General features: G+C 55.7%; 17 protein-coding genes. 5 read left to right on the top strand and 12 right to left on the bottom strand.

Translation table 11 applies throughout. The features are described 5' to 3' along the window. Positions 1-19: 19 nt before the first annotated feature. The 8 genes from AC2FID_RS15425 to AC2FID_RS15460 form a co-directional block, all read right to left on the bottom strand. A complete protein-coding gene (locus AC2FID_RS15425) occupies positions 20-1,555 on the bottom strand; it encodes a M81 family metallopeptidase (protein ID WP_496760891.1) in 1,536 nt (511 codons plus the stop codon). Then, positions 1,555-3,201 (bottom strand): amidohydrolase, encoded by a 1,647-nt coding sequence (locus AC2FID_RS15430; RefSeq protein WP_496837543.1) that lies wholly within the window; start codon positions 3,199-3,201, stop codon positions 1,555-1,557. The genes AC2FID_RS15425 and AC2FID_RS15430 overlap by 1 nt, the downstream gene beginning before the upstream one ends. A gap of 11 nt (positions 3,202-3,212) precedes the next feature. Beyond that, positions 3,213-4,136, bottom strand: a complete 924-nt coding sequence (locus tag AC2FID_RS15435) for an oligopeptide/dipeptide ABC transporter ATP-binding protein (RefSeq protein ID WP_496698414.1) — start codon at positions 4,134-4,136, stop codon at positions 3,213-3,215. Beyond that, the gene (locus tag AC2FID_RS15440; protein WP_496698412.1) at positions 4,133-5,113 is read right to left on the bottom strand and encodes an ABC transporter ATP-binding protein; all 981 of its coding nucleotides are present in this window, start codon (positions 5,111-5,113) and stop codon (positions 4,133-4,135) included. The genes AC2FID_RS15435 and AC2FID_RS15440 overlap by 4 nt, the downstream gene beginning before the upstream one ends. Continuing rightward, the gene (locus AC2FID_RS15445; RefSeq protein WP_113791915.1) at positions 5,110-5,967 is read right to left on the bottom strand and encodes an ABC transporter permease; all 858 of its coding nucleotides are present in this window, start codon (positions 5,965-5,967) and stop codon (positions 5,110-5,112) included. The genes AC2FID_RS15440 and AC2FID_RS15445 overlap by 4 nt, the downstream gene beginning before the upstream one ends. A gap of 12 nt (positions 5,968-5,979) precedes the next feature. After that, positions 5,980-6,918 carry an ABC transporter permease gene (locus tag AC2FID_RS15450; RefSeq protein WP_496837545.1) on the bottom strand — a complete coding sequence of 313 codons (939 nt, stop codon included), beginning with the start codon at positions 6,916-6,918 and terminating at the stop codon, positions 5,980-5,982. Positions 6,919-7,004: 86 nt separating this feature from the next. After that, on the bottom strand, positions 7,005-8,570 hold the full coding sequence (locus AC2FID_RS15455; RefSeq protein WP_496837547.1) for an ABC transporter substrate-binding protein: 1,566 nt from the start codon (positions 8,568-8,570) through the stop codon (positions 7,005-7,007). 21 nt (positions 8,571-8,591) lie between these two features. Then, positions 8,592-10,568, bottom strand: a complete 1,977-nt coding sequence (locus tag AC2FID_RS15460; protein WP_496837549.1) for a CocE/NonD family hydrolase — start codon at positions 10,566-10,568, stop codon at positions 8,592-8,594. A gap of 129 nt (positions 10,569-10,697) precedes the next feature. Here AC2FID_RS15460 and AC2FID_RS15465 point away from each other — a divergent pair, with 129 nt between their 5' ends. Together AC2FID_RS15465 and AC2FID_RS15470 are read left to right on the top strand one after the other, a co-directional pair. After that, positions 10,698-11,459: a helix-turn-helix transcriptional regulator gene (locus AC2FID_RS15465; RefSeq protein WP_496755606.1), complete on the top strand. Its 762-nt coding sequence runs from the start codon at positions 10,698-10,700 to the stop codon at positions 11,457-11,459. A 391-nt stretch (positions 11,460-11,850) separates the two neighbouring features. After that, on the top strand, positions 11,851-12,597 hold the full coding sequence (locus AC2FID_RS15470) for a hypothetical protein (protein WP_496837551.1): 747 nt from the start codon (positions 11,851-11,853) through the stop codon (positions 12,595-12,597). Between the two features lie 193 nt (positions 12,598-12,790). On the opposite strand, the gene AC2FID_RS15475 is transcribed toward AC2FID_RS15470, so the two are convergent. Beyond that, complete coding sequence (locus tag AC2FID_RS15475; RefSeq protein ID WP_496837553.1) at positions 12,791-13,615, bottom strand: TauD/TfdA dioxygenase family protein; 825 nt, start codon at positions 13,613-13,615, stop codon at positions 12,791-12,793. A 91-nt stretch (positions 13,616-13,706) separates the two neighbouring features. On the opposite strand from AC2FID_RS15475, the gene AC2FID_RS15480 reads away from it, so the two are divergent. The 3 genes from AC2FID_RS15480 to AC2FID_RS15490 all read left to right on the top strand — a co-directional run bounded on the left by AC2FID_RS15480 (position 13,707) and on the right by AC2FID_RS15490 (position 17,185). Beyond that, positions 13,707-14,603, top strand: coding sequence for a LysR family transcriptional regulator (locus tag AC2FID_RS15480; RefSeq protein WP_496837555.1), 897 nt, complete (start codon positions 13,707-13,709; stop codon positions 14,601-14,603). Between the two features lie 598 nt (positions 14,604-15,201). Beyond that, on the top strand, positions 15,202-15,489 hold the full coding sequence (locus AC2FID_RS15485; protein ID WP_496837556.1) for an adenylate/guanylate cyclase domain-containing protein: 288 nt from the start codon (positions 15,202-15,204) through the stop codon (positions 15,487-15,489). After that, positions 15,470-17,185: a hypothetical protein gene (locus AC2FID_RS15490; RefSeq protein WP_496837557.1), complete on the top strand. Its 1,716-nt coding sequence runs from the start codon at positions 15,470-15,472 to the stop codon at positions 17,183-17,185. Before AC2FID_RS15485 ends, AC2FID_RS15490 begins: the two co-directional genes overlap by 20 nt. 618 nt (positions 17,186-17,803) lie before the next feature. Here the strand turns inward: AC2FID_RS15490 and kce are convergent. The 3 genes from kce to AC2FID_RS15505 are packed head-to-tail and all read right to left on the bottom strand — an operon-like array spanning position 17,804 to position 20,635. Next, positions 17,804-18,742, bottom strand: coding sequence for a 3,5-dioxohexanoate:acetyl-CoA acetone transferase (gene kce, locus AC2FID_RS15495; protein WP_496837559.1), 939 nt, complete (start codon positions 18,740-18,742; stop codon positions 17,804-17,806). 4 nt (positions 18,743-18,746) lie between these two features. After that, the gene (locus AC2FID_RS15500) at positions 18,747-19,775 is read right to left on the bottom strand and encodes a branched-chain amino acid ABC transporter permease (protein ID WP_108862214.1); all 1,029 of its coding nucleotides are present in this window, start codon (positions 19,773-19,775) and stop codon (positions 18,747-18,749) included. Then, positions 19,772-20,635, bottom strand: a complete 864-nt coding sequence (locus AC2FID_RS15505) for a branched-chain amino acid ABC transporter permease (protein ID WP_496837561.1) — start codon at positions 20,633-20,635, stop codon at positions 19,772-19,774. Before AC2FID_RS15505 ends, AC2FID_RS15500 begins: the two co-directional genes overlap by 4 nt. Between the last annotated feature and the right edge of the window lies 1 nt (position 20,636).

The raw sequence follows: 20,636 nt of genomic DNA on the forward strand, positions 1-20,636 counted from the left end.
GTAGCCAAACAGGCACATTTCATAGAGTGGGCAGTTTCCTAGTGCCTACAACTCCACGAACATCGAAATCAGCTTCACGGGCCTTAGGAAGCCTTCTAGTGATACAAGCGTAAGGGACTTCTTCCAAATCGCAGAGAAAGGCGCCTGGAGAAGAGACCGCAAAAACACTCCCTGCAATCTGTTCGAAGTCAGCTCGAAAGTGGGTGGTGCTCTTCACGCAAACCACTGAATAATTCGCAGGGTTTAGCCCGATATGAGTAAAATGTGCACGATCCAGGCATTGATTGCGTATGCTTGTGACGACAAGGTCAATATCGGCCTCGTGCCCAACCAATCGCAGAGCAGCTGTTTTGCCCAGCGTTGCCACGCCACCGCGATACATTTCTCCGGTATAGCGGCAAGTGCCATCACCCAAAGCCAGGACCTCAAACTCTGCTTTGACCGGAACGTGTCCAGCCAGGTTGGACTTTGCACCGATTGCCAACTCAATCAGTGCACCCTCTCCTGCCTCATGGGCTTGCATTGCGCTGTCCGGATCATGGAAAAGACCCATCACAACACTCTTTACCCCACCCTCAATCAGTGCGGCCAGCAAGCCTGTGGTATCAGACGTCCCGCCCGCGCCAGCGTTGTCCTGAACATCTGCGAGAACAACGGGTTTTTCCCGTCTTTCGCGGCATGTCGAAACAGCTTCCTCCAACGACAGCATCGAACAATCAAGATCGGCTTCCCGGGATATAAACAAGTTGACGATTTCTTCGGCGGCGGCGGCGGCTTTCTGGGCTGTGGCTGAGTAGGCAAGGCAGGCCGGGCCGGTGTCAGGGAAGTCCGCCGCCGTGAAGCCCAAAGCAATGTCGGCCAAGGTTTCCTGCCGCTCAAGTCTAACTGGTAACTGGTAGATTTCGTCGAATGGCGCAGAGCCCGTATGTTGCGCATGCAAAGGGATGAGATATGGCACCGGCTGGAACACTTTGTATAGTGTTTCGCCCGCCAGCAATTGCTGCAGGACAGGAACGCATCGTGCGCCGGTTTCCGCCATATCCAAATGAGGATAGGTTCTAAAAACAGACAAATAGTCCGTATATTCGACCATCTGAGCAGAGATATTGGCGTGCAGATCCAAACTTGCGACCACTGGAGTTCCGGGACCCACAAGCTCTCGAATACGGCGCAGAAGCTCTCCTTCACCGTCAGCAAAGCTTTCAGTGACCATTGCCCCGTGGAGATCCAGATAAACGCCGTCAATGTGGCCGGCATCTCGGATTCCATTGAACAACATCCCGCAAATCGTTTCGAATGCATGATCGGTTACATGCGCAGACGGCTCAGCAGAACACCAAAGGATTGGAACAACCTCAACCCCTGCGGCTTGAGCAGCCGCAGCAAAACCTGCGACGGGTAAGTTCATGCCCTCCGTTTCCAACAAGACCTTTTCACCGCGCAACATGCCGGGCCAGGAATCTGCCATCTCAAACTCGGGGAGACCGGCCTTTGTCACACCAAAGCAATTTGTTTCATGCTGAAACCCCGCAATCGCAATACGCTTGGTCTTCATTAGGTGTGCTCGATTTCTTTTTTGGCATGCGTTGCGGCAAAAACACTTTGACCGGCTCGGATCGTTTCGAGCACCTGTGTATCCTTCAGACGGTTCGGATCGTGAAGGGGATTGCGCGAAAGGACAACGAAGTCTGCAACTTTACTCGGTTCGATTGATCCGCGCCGATCCTCCTTGAAAACTTGCCAAGCGGCGTCGATGGTTTGGGCACGCAAAGCTGACAGAACGTTGATCTTTTGATCCTCGCCAAGCACACGGCCTGAAGAGGTTTTCCGATTTACTGCACAATGGGCCAGGTGGATTGGACGTGTTGGCGTGACCGACGCATCGTTGTGGATCGTATAACGTACGCCAAAACGCTCGGCTGATGCTGCCGGGGATATCCTCTCGGACCGCTCGGGGCCCAAGAAGGTGTCGTAGTGGCGATCCCCCCAAAAATAAACATGGGCGGGAAAGAAGCTAACGGTAAGGCCAAGTTGGGCCATACGCTCTAACTGATCATCTCGCAGGGCCTGGCCATGAATAATGGTGTGACGATGATCTGTACGAGGGGACGCTCGCAGTACTTTTTCAACCGCATCAATGAACATCTCGGCGCCGGCATCGCCGTTACAGTGGCAATGAATCTGTAGTCCCTTGCTATGGAGTTTGCTGACATCAGCATCCAGCTGCTCTTGCGAGGTGTAAGTCATCCCACGTGGATGTTCTGGATCAGCCGGCTTGAAATACGGGGCAGTCAGATACGCGGTCTGCAGTTGAAAGGCCCCATCCGTGAACAGTTTGCGCGGACCTAGTGTGAAATGCGGGTTGCAGGGCCAGTTCGTGCCGATCCATTGGGTACTTAGTTCTGGCTCCAGACTCCCGACGGGTAACAGCTCGATATCAATTCCCGGATCCTGGTCTGCGGGCAGGCTGGCGAAGTGATCCAGCATGGTTTGCGACGTCCAGGCATTTTGGGCATAGGTCACCCCATGGGTCAGATATTCGTCACGGCAGGCATCAAAGCCCTGCCAGAACCTTTCGCGGTCGATCAGGAAATCGGTATCGCCCATCTCTCCCATGGCCGAAAGACCTTCGATCAATCCCGTTAGGGCTCCGGTTTCAGGGTCGCGGCCAAAACGGCCGCCGTCCGGGTCTGGTGTGTGACGGGTAACCCCACGCCTCTCAAGCGCAAGAGAATTTGCCGTGCCGTTGTGACCCGATGCATGAATAACCCAGATTGGATGACGCTGTGATACCTTGTCCAACTCGGCCCGCGTGGGCATGCGACCTTCGAGAATAGAGGTATTGTCAATCGACACCCCCATGATCCATTCACCCTCGGGCGTTGCATTAGCCTTTTCCCGAAGCCTGTCCAACGCCTGCGCCATGGTCCGGCAATCCCCTAGAGGAGGCGACGACAGGTCAACACGGAACAGCCGGATGAACCCGGGATCCGGAAAATGCCCGTGTGGGTCAATAAACGCGGGCATCAGAGTGCGCCCCCGCAGGTTGCGTTCCTGAGTATCCGGCGGCATGCAAGCGCGCAGATCGGCCTCGGTTCCAACGTCCTTAATCCTGTGTCCTTCGGTCAGAACCGCCTCCGGCGAAGAATTCTGCGCATCCATAGTCAGGATTGTGCCGTTGAAGAAAAGTGTACTTAGCATTGGATTTCCTTCTACGACAACGGCGCCAGACAACGCAGCCCGTGACCGCCGTCCACTTCCCATTCCGGGGTCTGGGTGCAAATTTCCTTTGCAAAAGGACAGCGTTCACGGAATTCACATCCAGAAGGGCGTTTGAGCAGGCTGGGGGGTTCACCTTTTAGGGCGATCCGTTCCAATCGTGCATCCGGGTCGGGCTCTGGGTTGGCGCTCAGAAGGCAGCGTGTATAGGGATGGCGCGGGTCGTCGAAGATCGTCTCGGTCGTGCCTTCCTCGACCAACCGGCCCAGATACATGATGCCCATTCTGTCGGCCACGTGGCGCACGACGCTGAGGTTATGGGTGATGATCACCATCGCCAGCCCCAATCTTTCACGCAGATCGTTGAGCAGGTTCAAAAGCTCACCCTGTACCGACACATCGAGGCCCGCGGTCGGCTCATCCGCAAGGATCAGCTTGGGTTCCAGCGCCAATGCGCGCGCCACGCCCACGCGCCGTGCCTGACCACCCGACAACTGATAAGGATAGCGATCGGCGAAATGCGTCGGCAGGTTCACCATTTCCAACAGGCGCTTGGCCTCGGCATCCAGATCGCGGTCTTTCATGCCCTGAATGCGATAAGGCTCGGTGATCAGGCTACGGATGGTCAGGCGCGGTGACAGACTGCCGACCGGATCCTGAAACATCATCGCCATATCCTTGCGCAGCGGACGCATGACACGTTCCGGCGCGCCGCGAATTTCCTGCCCCTCAAATGTGACCGAACCGTCCTGTGCGGGCGCAAGCCCCGCAATGGCGCGTATCACGGTCGTTTTGCCGGAACCGCTTTCGCCAACCAGCGCGTAGGTCTCGCCGGGTTGCACGGTAAAGCTGACACCTGCCAGCACATTGACCGGCCCGTAACTGGTGTGCAGGTCCACAACGTTCAGCAAGCTCATGTTGTGGCCTCCTCATGATTCAGCCAGCACGCGGCGTGGTGGCCTTGCTTCAGTTGATCCAAGGGGGGCACCTCGCTGGCACAGCGCGCCATCGCCTGATCGCACCGATCCCGGAATATGCAGCCCCCTGGCAGGTTCGCCAGATCGGGCACTTCTCCTGGAATGGTTGGCAATACGCGGGCGCGTTCCTTGATGTGGCCGGGGTCGCATTCGATCAGGCGGCGTGTGTAGGGATGTTTGGGATTGTGGAAAATCTCTCGCACGTCCCCACTTTCGACCACCGCACCGGCATACATCACCACCACCCGATCACAGAGCTCCGCAATCACACCCAGATGGTGTGAAATAAACAGGATGGCACAGTGAAACTCGCGCTGCAGCTCTTGCAGGCGTTCGATGATCTGCACCTCTAGCGTTGCATCCAGCGCAGTTGTCGGCTCATCCGCGATCAAAAGGTCAGGTTCGGACATCAACGCCATCGCAATGGCGATCCGTTGACGCATCCCGCCAGAAAATTCATGTGGATACTGTTTCAGGCGAGCTTCGGGATCGGGAATGCCAACGGCGCCTAACATCTTGGCTGCGTGGGCCAGCTTGTCCGCCTTTGACTGTTTGGAGCGGTGCTGAATGTCCAGCATCTGCTGCCCGATGGTCAGAACCGGATTGTGCGTTTGCATCGGGTCCTGAAAGACGATGGATATGTCCGACCCACGCAAGTCGCGCATATGTCGTTCGGAGGCCCGCAGCAGATCCTGTCCTTTGAACCTGATCTCTCCTTCGCGGAACCGCGTATTAGGCGCTGTCAAACGCAGGATGGACGAGATCAGAGTGGACTTACCGCAGCCGGATTCCCCGACAATGCCAACTATTTCGCCTTTGTTGACGTCGAATGTGATGTCCCTCAGAGCCTTGAGGTCACCACGGCCTGTTTCGTAATCGACGCTGAGGTGGTCGATTTCCAGAAGTGTGTCGGTCATCGCTGTTTCCTCAGTTTCGGGTCAACCACATCGCGCAGGCTTTCACCCAGGAAAGTAAATCCGAGCGTCGCCAGAATGATCGGGAGCCCACCACCGACCACCAACCAGGGGGTTTGGCGGATCAATGAATACCCGTCCTTCAGCAAGGCACCCCAGCTGGGGGTCGGTGGTTTCACGCCCAGCCCCAGAAAGGACAGCCCCGCCTCCAGCGCGATAACCGTGGGGATATCCATGGCCGCCAGCACAGCCAGAACGCCGATGATGTTGGGCAGCATATGCACGCCCAGAATGCGCGCCATGCTGGCCCCCATCGAGCGTTCTGCCAAAATGAATTCAGAGTTGCGCAGCGTCAGAGTCTGGGTTCGCGCAACGCGACCGTAGGTTGGGATTGAGGTCGCCATGACGACGAAGACCACGGTTTGAAGGCTGGGTCCGATCAGGGCCACAACGGCAAGCGCAAACATCACTGTTGGAAAGGACCGGATGGTATCGAAGAACAGCATCAGAAGGTTATCAAGCCATTTCGGCCCATACCCGGCTATCATGCCCAGCGTCAGGCCAATTGCCATTGCGCCGAACACGGCAGGCAATGCCACCTTGAGCGCAACTTGCCCCCCGGCGATAACCCGCGAAAACGTATCGCGCCCTAACTGATCTGTACCAAGCAGGTGTGCGGCGGACGGCCCTTGCAAGCGGGATTTGATATCCATCGCAATCGGATCATAGGGTACAATCCAATAGGCGAAGATGGCGCAGAACACGATGACACCGACGATGATCAAGCCCATAAGACCAAGCGGGTCGCGGGCGACGCCGATGATGATCTGGCCAAGTTCGGAACGAGATTTTTCCATAACGCTCCCTCCTCAATGAGCCGTGCGCGCACGTGGGTCGAGCAACGCATTAATCAGATCTGCCAATGCGGTCGACACCACGAACAACGCCGTTGATATAAGGACGGAGCCCATAACAATCGGGTAGTTTCGGGTGGTAATGCTATCGATAACCAACTTACCCAAACCCGGACGGGCAAAGACGATTTCAGCAAAAACGGCGGAGCTGAGAAGAAAGCCCATCCCTACCCCGATCACCGTAACGACCGGCAGAATGGCGATCCGCAGTGCATAAACCATGACCACGCGACGCTCGGCGATGCCAAAGGCGCGCGCCGTGCGCACATGGCTTTCGCCCATAACCTCGAGCATCGAGGCGCGTACCAGCCGGGCAATATAGCCAACCCAGCTGAGGCCGATGGCAAAGGCGGGCAGAACCAGATGGTCGAGGCGATCCCAGAACCCCTCTCCGGCGCCGATGGCGGGAAACCACTGCAAATGCACGGCGAATACCAGCAGCGCCAAAAGTGCGACAACAAAGGCCGGGGCAGCCACGAAGCTGACGGAAATTGCTGCGGCGATCCGATCGATCAGCGTGTTGGGATGTGCCGCAGCATAGGCACCAAGTGCGATGCCCAGGCTTGCAGACCAAAGGATTGACGCAAAAATCAGTTCCAGCGTGAACGGCAATTGCTGGAACACGATATCCGTCACGGCCCGACCCGAAAATACATCGGTTCCTAGGTCGCCTTGCAGAAGATTCCCATAGAAAATCAAAAGCTGTTTCCAGATCGGTTGATCAAGCCCCAGCGCCGCTGTGAGTTGGGCCTGAAGTTCGGGCGTGGCACGCGGGCCCAGCATGATCTGGACCGGATCGCCAGGCACGGCGCGGATCATCAGGAACATGACGGTGACCGCCACGAACAGGATGAGCAGCGACAGCCCGAAGCGACGGGTTGCGAAATTCAGCATGGCCAACTGGCTCCTTATGGCTTGATGGCGTTCAATTTGGCACGGCGAGCGTTACGCGCCCGCCGTACCCGGTCGACCTGGGGAGGTCAGGTCGCCTTGCCGAAATAGCGAAGCAACGACAGGCCATCTGGCCGCAATGCAGGAATGACCCGGGCGCTGTGAATAACCGGCGTTGCCTCATGGGTGATGAAGCGATAGGCGCCGCTTTCTTCCATTAAATCCTGCGCACGCTGATACATCTCGGCTCGCTTTGCGATATCCGTTTCCGCAGCCGCGGATTCATGGATTTCGTTGAATTCAGGGCTGTTAAAGCGTTCCCAGTTCCATTTCCCGATCTGTTCGGGCGTGAACCACGACGTCGCATAATACGGGTCTGGGGTCATCGAAAAGCGGTTCAGAACAAGCTGCAGGTTTTCATTGTCGCCGGACGCCCAGAATGCACCGGATTCCAGAACGTTGACTTCAACCGTGATCCCAATTTGCGCGAGCGTCGCCTGAATGATCTGAGCCGTTGTCGTGAAGGTCGTTTTGTTCAGCGTGTCGAGGGTCAGCGTGACATTGGTTTCACCGGATTCCGCCAGCAGCTGTGCCGCCTTCTCAAAATCCGCCGCCGGTGGCACCAGCGAAGAAGCCCGATGCCCGGCGAGGCCCGGTGCGATGATGCCGGTTGATGGCTCAGCAGCACCAAAATACGCCGCCTCCAGAATGCTGGGGACATCCACCGCGTGCTGAATCGCCTGCCGCAGTTTTTGATTTTGCAGCTTCGGATGCTCGACGTTCATGCCCATCCAGACATAATAAAGCGAGGGTTTTTCGACCAGCGATCCACCATTGGGAACCCCGGCGCGGTAACGCTCGACCGAGCCCAGCGACACGCGGGTTACATCCAGTTCACCCGCTTCGAACGCAATCTCGGCAGTGTTTTCATCGTCAATCGGATAGATCTCGACGGTGTCCCAAGTGGGCGCGTCCCCTTTCCAGTCGGGGTTGCGCTTAAGAACAGTCTTTTCCTTGGGCGACCAGCTGTCGCGCAGGTAAGGACCGGATTCCGCAACCGGATCAGCGCCGATCCGGCCGCCGGCGGCTTCGACCGCTGCTTTCGAGACAATGTTGCCAGTGATATACGGCAGGGCAATCGACCAGATCGGTGCAAACGGTTTGTTCAGCACGATCGTGCCTTCGCGTTCGCTGGTCACGTCCACGTGGCTGAATGGCCCCAGATCGGGCTTGTTCGGACTGTCGGTTGCGTCGTCCACGATCCGTTCCATGCTGAACTTGACGTCCTCGGCGGTCATCGCGCCAAATCCATTGGTGAACCCGATATCATCACGCAATGCGAACTTGATATGGGTCGGATCAACCTGCTCGATCATCGTGGCGGCATCCATCTGCCAGCCCCATTCCTCGCCTGGTTTGTACTGAATCAGCTTGTTGTAGATCGAGGCATGAACCTCTTCTTCAACGACACCAACGGAATGGGCCGGATCCATGTTCTGCGCATCTCCATAGGCCCGCACCCGCAGCACGCCGTCATCTGCCGCAAACGCACGGTTCGCCCATCCCATCGGAAGCGCCGTGGCAGCCCCAAGCGCGGTTGCACCTTTCAGGAACCTCCGCCGACCTACATTGGCCTTTGTCCATTCGATCTTCATAGTATCCTCCCTTGGATTAAGTTAGAGAAGTCCGCGCGGAACGGTTTCTGACCATTCCTTCGTCAAAACTTCGATTTCATCTGCACCTTCAGTGGCGCGTAGTTTGCGGTAGAGATAGAAATTTTGCGCGTCGCAGGTCATCCGGCATTCGGTTGAGATGGCGACTTGCCAATCTTCGCGCTCGAACGAAAAACTCCAAGCGGTCTCGAAATGTGCGGTTGTCGGATCATCGGGGTGAATGCAGTAGCGCATACGAACGTCATTGCCGACAATCAGATCATGATACGGGTCGCGCGATTTTCCGTAGTCATCAAATGTCTCCAGAACCACCTGACCATTTTTGGTCACGGTGCGTTCGGATTGCGCGGATGGTGGACGCAATTGTTCACCGGCAAGAACTGGATAGTTCTGTGCCGGGCCAGGTTCAGAGGCTTGAACCTCATGCGTGACTTCCCGCACCGGCAAATGCAGGGTGCAATCCTGCAAGTACATTGTCACCTCGGCCGAGTGCGGTGCTGGCCATACGATCGGCCAGTATGACGTCGACAGCGCCAGTCGCAACACGTGACCCTCGCGCAAATAATGCGCGCATTCGTTCAGAACAATTTCGGCTTCATAGATTTCACCCGGCCGCAGACTTTCGGGCGTTTCATGGCTGCGGTAGTGGCACAGGTTCAGTGGACGATAGCTGATGCGCTGCGATACACCTAAGGGCGAGACATCGCATAACCGCGCGACAAGTTGGGCAACAGGTCGATCTACCGAAAACCTAAACTTCAGCTTTGCTCGGCCCAGCAGCTCCAGCGGGGCCTGCAGCGGCGCGCTGTCAAAACAAACCGACAGGGCATCATCCCTTGCCTGATCCCCTGCAAGTTCATTGTCGATCCGCATGCCCGCACAGAAATATCCGCCTTCCCTACCGACATGACTGGGTGATGTGACAGCGACCGTGCCTGTAGCCGGTTCCCGAGAAAACCCCCCTTGCGTCAAATGCCAAGCCTGGTCAGACACATGCGGCGACGGCCACGTGGTTTCCGCAATCCAACGACCTTGCCGAGCAGAGTTGTGCGCCGTCGGATTGAAGTGTACCTGCATGTAAGTCCTGTACGCAGGCAAGTCCTCGGCCCCATTTTCCTGCCCTTTCAGCCAGCGGTCAAACCAGCCGATCACTTCGGAGTGAAAGTCTGCAGGATCGAGTTTCGAGATGTGAGGATAGCGGTGTTCCCAAGGCCCAATGACGGCCTTGGTAGGCACGGTTAGGTTGGCTGCCAATGCCGTGGGCGCATTGACATAAGCATCTGCCCATCCGGTGATAGCCAAAACAGGCGTTTGGATCGCAGACCAATCCTCGCAAACCGAGCCATGTTTCCAAAACGCGTCACGTGTCTGATGGCGCAGCCAATCCGCAGCAGAAAATGGGACGCTTTGCAGTCGGGTTAGCCAATCCTCACGCCAATCTGCACGAAGGTCCGGATCAGCGGGTCGGGTCAGATAGGCAAACATTTGACTGCCCCAGTTCATGTTATCACTTAAAAGGCATCCACCCATAAAATGGATGTCATCCGCATAGCGATCCACGGTCGAGGCGACGCTGACGACGGCCTTTAATGCTGGTGGTTGTCGAAAGGCTAGCTGCAAGCCGTTAAACCCACCCCACGATATCCCGATCATCCCGATATGGCCGTCACACCAATCCTGCGCGGCGATCCAGGCTATGACTTCCTCACCATCATGCAGTTCCTGCTCAGAGTACTCGTCGTCGAATTGCCCTTCGCTGTCCCCGGTTCCTGCTATGTCAACGCGGATGCAGACATAGCCTGCCTCGGCAAAAACCGTGTGTGTCGTTTCATCTCTTGGCGCAGTGCCGTCACGTTTGCGGTACGGTAAATATTCCAGAATTGCGGGGGCAGGACCGGTTTCGGGCAACCAGATGCGCGCAGCCAGCCGTCGCCCATCGGCGAGCGTGATCCATGTGTTCTCGATGGTTTCAATTGACATCTGGGCGCTTGTCTGTTGCGAGTTGATGCCGAAGAAGAAACCGATTTGCAGATAAAACAAATTGTGCGATCTTACGCGAACTGACGCATTTTGCAGTGATATAGCGTCAGAACGCGAAAGGTTTTGCCTGTGTCAGAGAATTTTTCTGCCAACCTGCGGTCGCTGTGCGCAGAGCATGGGAACATTTCACAGATTTGCCGCGATATCGGCGTCAACAGACAGCAATTCAATCGCTACCTGAATGGCTCCAGTCTGCCCTCTGCCCACAACATGCGTCGCATCGCGCGTCATTTCGGCCTGACAGAAGCAGAGTTGTTTGCTGAAACCGATGCTTTTGAACGAATGCTGAAAGGCACCCTGCCCCAATCCGGGACAGCGCCCACGGACGCATTTCTGGATCCATTTCGGAGCCAACAGAAAAACCTGAGGCGATATGTAGGCTTCTATCATTCCTATTTCTGCACGCCTTCTTGGGAAGGAAAGATTTTCTGCTCATTGATCCGGATTCAGGAAGTTGATGGGTTGTTCACAATCCGATCCAGGGAAATTGCCATATCGCCAGACAAGAGCACGCACCAGATTTCGCGCTATGCGGGTTTGGTGACAATGCGTGGGAACAGGATATTCGTGACCGAGCACGAGCTTGCGCGCGAAGGTAGCGTTGCCACCACCATATTGTATTCGGCACACCGTCAGCAGCTGAAGTACCTGCGGGGCATGACAATGGGTGTCGCATGGCGACCATACCCGCATCCTTATGCTGCCAAGACAATCTGGAAACGCTTGCATGAGCGTGTGACAGCCCGTGAGGCTATTGCCGCTTGCGGGATCTACCCTGCCCAAAGCAACAGGATCGATCCAACTGTTCGAAAACACCTTTACGAGGCTTGAAGCGAGCGTCGAGCCCACAATTTTTGGCATTTAGACAAGACAATTGATCGTCGTGTATCAAAACCCCCACAGCATCGAACTCTCAGTGAGATTCTCCCCCGCCGAATTGGCTCGCCCCAACAGTTAGGAAACGGAGGATTAGATGTGGGACTCAAACGACACAAACCGGAAGAGATTGTCACAAATTTTTGACTCAATCGGTTGCCAAAACCTCAAGAAAAGCAAAATTCGCGTATTTTAATTCTGACCCAAACGTCAAGCATTTCTGACCCAGACGGTGAAGCTGCTGTTAGATCGCCCTGCAGCTAAGGTTTGAGAAGAGCCCAACTTGACCGATGCGTCGAACGACGCCAAGGTCAGCCGTCATATTATCGAAAAGTAGGATGCCATTTTGAAGCCTCTCGTTTTCTTACTGATCCTCGCCGTCGCACCCAGTGGTTTGCTCGCACAACCACTGTACCCGAACTCTGTTGCGTCCAATGACTTTGACTTTATCTTGGCTGACGATCCCGGTGCATGTTGGTCGATTGCTGAAAACGAACTTGGCAGAACGGAAATGTATGACCCTCGACGAGACTTGCTGTTCGTTGAAGGTGCCCGTCAATTCGAAGTGACCTTTCCCGATAAGCAAATCCGCATCAACGTGCATCCCGATGTCGGCGACCCCCAACAACGCGCGATGGAAGCAGCGGCGTCTATCTCCAGATTACCGACCCAGATGCGTAACAAGCTGAAACATGTGAACATCCTCGATGGTGATGGAGCAGCGTGGGAAGAAGGATTGGGTGGATTTTTTACCCTATATGATGGGCTAATGGAGCGACGCTTGGCCGAGCATGATCTGGATGAAACAGTCTTTCACGAGAGCGCGCATGTTGCTTTGGACCCGTTGATCTCTCGGGATCCTGATTGGCAGTCAAATCAGATTGCGGACGGTGGTTTCATCACAAGTTACGCTGCTGAAAAGCGAAACAAAGAGGACATAGCCGAGAGTACGTTATTCGCTTGGACAATGCTCCATCATCCGGGGCGGTTGCCAGCGAATGTCGAGGCGGCTGTTCTGGAAGCAATACCGAACCGTTTGGAGTATTTAGGTAACTTGTTGGAAGGCTATTTGCCGCCTTCTTGCACCTCCTGAGTACCGCAATAGGTCCGCCAAAACGGACCTTGGAGCGGCCGCAGCGAACGGCAACTTTGTCCGCCTTTCCGACTTTGACGGGATTCGCGGTCCAAATTGGCTCCGTGCCCAAAATGTCTGATTCTACGCGGCATACGAATGACCCCTTCGCGCATCACATTCCTTTTGCGCTCGCTCGACCAACATCGGGTTTCTAACGCGATAAGGCTACGCCATCCACAGTGATCCTGTGCATGAGACGCCGGAATCCGTGATAATCGTTGATCGCCTTGTGCCAGGTGGCGCGATTGTCCCACATGGTGATGTCGCCTTCCTGCCAACGGACACGGGCCTGAAATTCGGGCTGTCTGCAATGCTCATAAATCATATAGAGGACGGCCGCAGATTCGTCGACCGTCAGACCTTCAATGTGCGTAGTAAAGACAGGGTTTACGAACAATCCGCAGCGCCCGCTAAGCGGATGTTTGATGACGACAGGGTGGCGCGCATCTTGCGTCGCTGCCTCGGCATTAGCCAACCTTCCGCTTTTGGCCGCTTCACTATCCAACGTGGCCTCGCCAAAGACGTGGCGCGACGAATGTACGGCCGTCAGCCCATCAAGAAACCGGCGCATGGATTCCGACAGAGCCTCATAGGCCGAGCCCATCGAAACGAAAAGCGTATCACCGCCGTAGGGGGGCATTTCGATGGCATGCAGGATTGATCCCATCGCCGGGACCTGGTCGTAGGAATGATCGGTGTGCCAGCCTTCGCCCACCGCTTCTTTCTGATCCTTTTCCTTCAGGACGGTTGCAATTTCAGGGTGCCCGTCGACAGGGTTGAAAAAGCGGTTCACGTTGATCGGACCGAAGCGGCGCGCGAAGTCGAGGTGGTCTTCCGGGGCAATGTTTTGCCCTCTGAGAACAACGACGGAGTATTTGGCGAAGGCTGCCTGGATTTCTGCAAACTGTGCACCGTCTCTTACGTCGGCTCCGAAAACTTCTGCCCCCAAGCTGCCTGTCAAAGGTCTGATGTCCATCGGTTCTCTCCCTGTTTTCTAGCGAGAAGAGTAGGATATTGCTTAAGACCGGAAAAACTGAATTAATCTGGCTCAAAGGATGATTTAACTGATGGTTCGGTTTTCACTACGTCAACTTGCCTTTTTGTCGGAAATCGCCCGTTGCGGTGGTATCGCGCCTGCGGCGCGAAAACTGAACGTCTCCGCTCCGGCGATCTCCTCGGCGCTTGATAAACTCGAAGCGGTCACTGGCTTGACCTTGTTTGATCGTTTTCCCGCACGGGGTATGCGGCTGACCAGCGCGGGTACGGAGTTCCTAGCCGATGCAGAAGCTCTGCTAATGCGGGCGAAGGCCCTGGACCGACGTGCCGCCGAAATGGCCAAAGGGGAAACCGGAACGATCCGAATCGGAACACACTACGCCATTGCCCAACGGATCGTGTTGCCCGCGGTTCTGACGTTCCGCAACCACTATGCCCGTGTACGTATCGAAGTCGTGGAAGATGATTTTCCAAGCCTCGTTGCTGCACTTGATGCTGGAGAGGTCGATGCGCTTGTTGTTTTTAATCAGGGCTTTGATAATACGCGCTTCGATGTCGAAATCCTGAAGGCGTTGCCGCCCTTGGTTTTGCTGCCCGCATCGCACCCTTTGGCAAAGGCAGACAGCGTGCAGCTCGAGGCCCTGTCCGACATTCCCTACATTGCCGTATCGCGCGCTGGTCCCGGCCCCAGCTATCTTGACTTGTTACGGGCTGCCGGTCTTGATCCGGAGGTGCCGCTGACCTCGCAATCGCGCGAAATAGTTCAAGCATATGTGGGAAAAGGATTGGGCTTTACTCTTGTTGGCTTCCCGCCTGGCCGGAATCTGACGATTGAAGGCGATGCTGTCGTCACGCGTCCGCTCGCGCAAGAGATTGGCCAGTTCGAGGTCACCATTGCTCTGGCAAGGGCCGTGCAACAAACGGATCCGGTAACAGCATTTCTGGATATGTGCCGGACCCAAGTTTGAACAACAGTGTCACGCCCTTTTCTGAAAGCGTACCGTTGCGCAATTGATAAGAAAGGCGGATTTGTCCGCCATGAGGCCCCTCCAATTCGCCCAAAAACGTTCATTCAAGCTACGCACGCTCGAACTTCAGCACAGCTACCCCTAATGCTTCTTCCCCCGACCAAGGCCATCGCGCCGGTCACCGACCATCCGGCGCACACGCGGGCTCGACATCCGGACCGAAGGATCACACCGGCCGACGCGAAATCAGGAAAAGATGATGGGTCGGTTCAACTCACTACGCCAAGCGCAACGACTTCTCGTCGTCCACGACCAAATCAGTAGAATCCTCGTCCCGGCCGCTATCGTCCTTCCAATCACTCCTACTGCCATGCCAGAGCCGACGTGTCCGAGTTGTGGGAAGGGTATGTGGCGGAACTATCGGCCTGATTGCATGGTCTCACGCATATTCCAATCCACCTCAGAAAACTTGGCAATGCCGCACCTGTGCATAGGCTCTCTAGGTAGCGCGAGAGAATGCAAATAATGGGTGGCTTTGGCGTATTTCGCCCATCGGTCAGAGTTCCACACGACCCAAGCCCAAAGCAAGCGTGAGTGGATGGCTGATCGCGAAAAGGACAACCCAGAAGACCGACGAATTGCCTACCGAATTGGCGTAAACCTCGGGGACATCATAATCGATGGCGACGATATTTTTGGCGATGGCGTCAACGTTGCCTCGCGACTGGAGGGATTGGCAGAGGCGGGTGGTATCCGGATCTCGGAAGCCGTGTTCAACAATGTAAAAGGCGAGCTCGACTTGGGATTTGCCGATCTTGGTCCGCAAATGGTCAAAAAACATCTCGGAACCAGTCCAGACTTTCCAAGTGCTTCTCGACCCAAGTGACGCTGGCAAGTTGGTAAAGGCGAGGCTGACCCGACTGCCGCTGGTGCGCTACGGGGCGTTGGCGGTGATCGCGCTGGTGGTGGCTATCGCCGCCGGACTCTACGCCCGCGACCGGATGTTTGCACCGACAAGTACCGGACCACCGAAGCTGCTGGTGTTGCCGCTGGCCGCCGCCGATGCTGGCAGCCGACTGATTGCCGAGGCCGCGACGGAGAACTTGATTGCCTCGTTTGCCCGGCTGAAGGGGCTGACTATCGCACCTCGCGACGTGTCGATGCAATACAAGGGTATCGAACTTGCTGCCAGCGACGTGCCGGATGATCTGGACGTGCGCTACATCCTCGACGGCACAGCGATATCCCAAGCCGATTCCGTCGAGATCTCGGCGCGTCTGCGCGACATCAGTGCCTCGGGTGAGGACGTTGTCTGGGAGCAGAAAGAGGTCGGGAAGACTGACGAGCTATTTGGCGTTTTGGCTATGCTGAAACTGGGCGCTACGGCCGCCATGAAGGTCAGGCTCAACCAGACGGAGCGGGCGATACTCGAATCCAAGCCTACCACCAGTTTCGAGGCCTACCTCGCATTTGCCCAGGCTGAGTTGTTTCGGTACAGCGGAAACTTCTTCGATCTAGAAAAATCTCTGCCTCTCTACGAGAAATCGATTAACCTCGATCCCGGATTTATCGCCGCACATGTCGGATACGCGGAAGCCAATTTTCCCATCTGGAGTATGGGCTACAACACCATACGCTACACCCTTGATGCACTAGATGCAGCGAGAGAAAGCATCGAAACAATCCTCCAAGCACAAGACACGAATGTCTATGCGATTGGTCTGCAAGTTCGAATTGAGATTGAACTGTCAAACCACGAGCAGGCATTGGCGAAAGCGAGGGCGGCCGTATTCCTCCAACCTGACGAGCCTTGGCTACGATTTGTTCTTGGCCTGTCGTCGCTAGCAGCCGGCAACTATGAAGAATCACGGCAGGAACTCGACAAATACCAGTCGTTGTCGCCGCGGCTGAATTCCGGCGAAACGAGGGACCTGTCTTTCTCCTACCTTCTGCTTGATGATGTAGAGCAGGCCTTGGGACTGCTTAAACAGATCCCTCCCGAAGAGTCCGCCAAGATCGATCAGTACTCCCAACTGGCGAATGCTTATGCCCGACGTGGCGAACTGGAAGAAGCCAAATTTTACATGGCAAAGTTTCTCAAGGAGACCGTGTGGAACAATCTGGCCTGGCAGCGAGGCTATTTCGGTCGGTATGCCGATCCGGCTCTGTACGATCGTTGGAGTGAGGCAATGCGAGCCGCGGGATTACCGGAATCACCTTTCGATTTCGAAGCCGGGCGGGAGGCCGACCGTTTACAGCACGACAATTTGATTGAACTCTTTTCCGATATTTATCAGGAGACACAAACGCTGGGTCCCTTTGGAATGCCATATTCTCAAGACCGCAGCACTGACGGCACGCTCACTATGAACTTCGCCTGGATGAAAGGGCAACCGATTTCCGGTCACTGGTCGATCGAGGGGGACCAGTTCTGTGTACGCACACCTGCCATCCACGTTAATCGTGAACAGTGTCTCAATGTTTATATTGACCGAGACAAATCGACTGAAAAAGTAACGCACATTTCAACTGTCTATTCTTTCGGGGCCTTAAATTCCGAGTTTACCAGAGTGAGCGAATAGAGCACATGATCAGGCTAATTTGGCCACGTCTACAAGTCGTTCTCAGCAAAATCTACCAACTCTAGTTGCGCCAAAACAAAACGGCTGGCATCAATTTGGATGGCAGAAATGTCCCGCAATGTGTCCGTTTGAGTAGTTCCTGATCTTGCGCGTGCAGCGAATGTCGGGAAAGCGGGCTCGCCCGCAGCATCTTGAAGGTAGGGTCAAGTTCTGGAGTAGGCCTAAAATGGCGACTAGCCGACAACCTGAGAGGCAACGCCACAACCCATTGCCAACAACTAGTAAACAGCGCTGAGTTAAGATTCCCCGCACCTTAGGCGTTTGACTTAGGGTACCTTCCTGTGTCGAACGATCAGACAGTTTTGGTCCAACTGTGACGGTTGGGTCAGGCTCGTGTGACGTTCAACATTTACTGTGGAATGTCACAGATTCTTGATCTCAATCGACGGCAAAAACCTCAAAAAACCAGCAAATAACGTCAGATAATTCTGACCCAGGCGTCAAGCAATTCTCACCCAGATCGACCAACGGCCTCTCACCGAATCTGCTGCTAATGTCGAAACCCAGAATTGAACCAATCCCCAGTTTAGTATTGCAAAGTAGCAAGCGCCTTTCCTGCTAAAACGCTACCTGATCGCCACCCTTCAAATCCAGAATTTCCCTGGCTTCGTCGGGCGAAGCTACCTGACTGCCCAAGTCCTCTACGATGCGGCGAATTTTTGCGACTTGCTGAGCGTTGTTTTCAGCCAGTTTTCCACGAGAGATGAACAGGCTGTCCTCCAGTCCCACACGAATATTGCCACCCATCTCGCTCGCCGTCGTGGCAAGCGACATCTGCGCCCCGCCAGCCCCCAAGACTGACCACCGATAGTCGTCACCGAACAGCCTGTCGGCAGTGCGTTTCATGAAGATCAGATTGTCGACTTCGGGTCCAATGCCGCCGAGGATGCCAAAGATAAATTGAATGAATATGGGTGCCTTGAACAACCCGATATCCATGCAGAATTTCAGGTTGTACAAGTGGCCGACATCGTAACATTCGTGTTCGAATTTGATGTCATGTGGGGCCAGGGTTTCTGCCGCTTCGCGAATGTCCCGGAATGTATTGCGAAATATGTTCTGATCGGAATTTGCGACATAGTCCTTCTCCCAATCAAACTTCCAATCGTCATCGCCATACCGGTTAGCCAGCGGATGAAACGAGAAGTTCATCGAACCCATGTTCATCGAGCACATTTCGGGGCTGAAGGCCTTGGCCGGATTGATCCGGTCCTGAATAGACAAAGTCAGCGATCCACCGGTCGACAGGTTCACGACAGCATCTGTCGCTTGTTTGATGCGCGGCAGGAAAGGTGCGAAGTCATTCGGGTCGACCGATGGTGAGCCGTTCTCGGGGTTGCGCGCATGCAGGTGCAGGATCGACGCGCCGGCCTCGGCAGCGTCAATCGCCTGACGCGCGATATCATCATAGGTGTACGGAAGTGCATCCGACATGGTTGGCGTGTGGATAGCGCCGGTTACGGCGCATGTGATGATCGTTTTTTTCTGACGGGCCATGGGTTCAGTTTTCCTTGGATTGTCCGATGTGCTTGACGCGATAGCCCAGCGGGAAAAGTTGCAGGTCATAACGGCTGCGGATAACGCCCCAGATGCCTTTTGGCGCCTTGAGCATGACAACGATTGCGACAACGCCGAGAACGATCAGGTAAGTTGTACCGAGGTCTGCGAGTGTTTCGCGCAGGGCGAAGAAAACCAGCGTACCGATAATCGGCCCTTCGATGGTGCCGATGCCGCCGATCACCACGATGAATATGACAAAGGCGGTCCAGTCATTGACGCTGAACGCCGCATCCGGCGAGATGCGTAGCTTTTGCAGGAAGATGAGCGCACCGATCATTGCTGTAAACGCTGAGGTGACAACATAAACGATGAACTTTGTGCGCCAGATATCAATGCCAAGACTACCGGCAGCCAGTTCGTTGTCGCGAATTGCCGTCAGCGCCAACCCTTGCCGCGAGCGTAGGAAGAGATACACGGCTGTCACCACCAGAACAGCGGCCCCGAGCGCCAGCCAATAGCTAAGCGCTTCTCGCATCGCACGACCCGACGCCAGCGATTTCACGATGGCAACGGGGAGCGAAGACCCCGATCCTCCGCCAAGCGCTGAGATTTGCGCGAAGCTCAATCGAAAGACTTCGGCGATGACCCAGGTGCCTATGGCGAAATAGGCGCCCCTTAGCCTGAAGATCAGAACAGCAACCGGGATTGAGATCAAAGCCCCCAGCACTCCCGCCGCTGCGATGGCGGCCAACGGGTGCAGCCCGCCCAACATCGTCAACGCAAAGAGCATATAACCACCGAAGCCCACATAGGCCTGCTGACCAACCGAGACGAGACCGGCGTAACCCGCCATGAGGTTCCAAAGGGTGGCGAGGGATAGGTAGAGGAACAACTCGCCCATCAGACGCATGTCAGCGCGGCCCGCCCACCAGGGCGCTGCTATCAGAACGAGTAGAGTGACCGCCGCAAGGATCGCAGCAACCCGGGCTGCTTTTGACGATCGAGATACGGAATAGTCCTGCAGATTCATCCTGAAATCCTCGGGAAGAGGCCGTTCGGACGAACGGCAAGAATGACAAGAAAGGCGATATGGCCAGCAAGCACCTGCCAACCCGGATCGATCTTGGCACCGATGGTCTGCGCAACACCAAGGATCACGCCGCCGACCAGTGTACCCCAAAGGTTACCGAGCCCCCCGATAATGACGGCCTCAAAGCCAAAGATCAGACGACCGCCGCCGATTGAGGGATCAAAGCTGGTCCGAATCCCAAGCAGGATACCGGCAATCGCAGTCACACCCAGGGCCAGAGCCATGGCCAGACCAAAGATGTGCCGACGATTAAGGCCCATGAGCTGGGCGATGTCCTGATTGTCCGAAACGGCACGGAACGCGCGCCCCAAAGCGGTATGATAGAAGGTCCATTGCAGCCCCCAGATCACCGCGATGGCGATACCGAAAGTGAGAAGCGGTAAGATTCCGAGTGCCACACCGCCCACGGCAACGCCTGCTGTTTCCAGCGCACCGGCATTCAATGTTTGGGGGTCTGCGGTGTAGACCTCCAGCAACCCGTTCTGGATGATCACGCTTAGGCCGAAGGTGACAAGCAAGGGCGGAAGAATATCGTCGCCTAAAGTTTGGTTCAGAAGGCCGCGCTGAAGGGCATATCCGATCAATGCCATTGCGGGAACAACGATCACCAAAGCAGCCATCGGATGCATTCCCGTCGCGGTCGTAACCGTCAGCCCGAGATACGCGGCCAGCACAATCAGGTCACCATGGGCAATATTGACCAGCCGCATGACTCCAAAGATCAATGACAACCCTGCCGCGAACAGGGCGTAAAGCCCGCCGAGTAGAGTTCCCTGCACGATAGCGTTCAGCCATTCCATG

Source organism: Ruegeria sp. CDSC068 (assembly GCF_059610545.1).

Excerpts from the sequence above, each read along its gene's own strand:
- AC2FID_RS15425 (WP_496760891.1), bottom strand. The coding sequence starts at position 1,555 with ATGAAGACCAAGCGTATTGCGATTGCGGGGTTTCAGCATGAAACAAAT.
- AC2FID_RS15430 (WP_496837543.1), bottom strand. The coding sequence starts at position 3,201 with ATGCTAAGTACACTTTTCTTCAACGGCACAATCCTGACTATGGATGCG.
- AC2FID_RS15435 (WP_496698414.1), bottom strand. The coding sequence starts at position 4,136 with ATGAGCTTGCTGAACGTTGTGGACCTGCACACCAGTTACGGGCCGGTC.
- AC2FID_RS15440 (WP_496698412.1), bottom strand. The coding sequence starts at position 5,113 with ATGACCGACACACTTCTGGAAATCGACCACCTCAGCGTCGATTACGAA.
- AC2FID_RS15445 (WP_113791915.1), bottom strand. The coding sequence starts at position 5,967 with ATGGAAAAATCTCGTTCCGAACTTGGCCAGATCATCATCGGCGTCGCC.
- AC2FID_RS15450 (WP_496837545.1), bottom strand. The coding sequence starts at position 6,918 with ATGCTGAATTTCGCAACCCGTCGCTTCGGGCTGTCGCTGCTCATCCTG.
- AC2FID_RS15455 (WP_496837547.1), bottom strand. The coding sequence starts at position 8,570 with ATGAAGATCGAATGGACAAAGGCCAATGTAGGTCGGCGGAGGTTCCTG.
- AC2FID_RS15460 (WP_496837549.1), bottom strand. The coding sequence starts at position 10,568 with ATGTCAATTGAAACCATCGAGAACACATGGATCACGCTCGCCGATGGG.
- AC2FID_RS15475 (WP_496837553.1), bottom strand. The coding sequence starts at position 13,615 with ATGGACATCAGACCTTTGACAGGCAGCTTGGGGGCAGAAGTTTTCGGA.
- AC2FID_RS15480 (WP_496837555.1), top strand. The coding sequence starts at position 13,707 with ATGGTTCGGTTTTCACTACGTCAACTTGCCTTTTTGTCGGAAATCGCC.
- AC2FID_RS15485 (WP_496837556.1), top strand. The coding sequence starts at position 15,202 with ATGGCTGATCGCGAAAAGGACAACCCAGAAGACCGACGAATTGCCTAC.
- kce (WP_496837559.1), bottom strand. The coding sequence starts at position 18,742 with ATGGCCCGTCAGAAAAAAACGATCATCACATGCGCCGTAACCGGCGCT.
- AC2FID_RS15500 (WP_108862214.1), bottom strand. The coding sequence starts at position 19,775 with ATGAATCTGCAGGACTATTCCGTATCTCGATCGTCAAAAGCAGCCCGG.
- AC2FID_RS15505 (WP_496837561.1), bottom strand. The coding sequence starts at position 20,635 with ATGGAATGGCTGAACGCTATCGTGCAGGGAACTCTACTCGGCGGGCTT.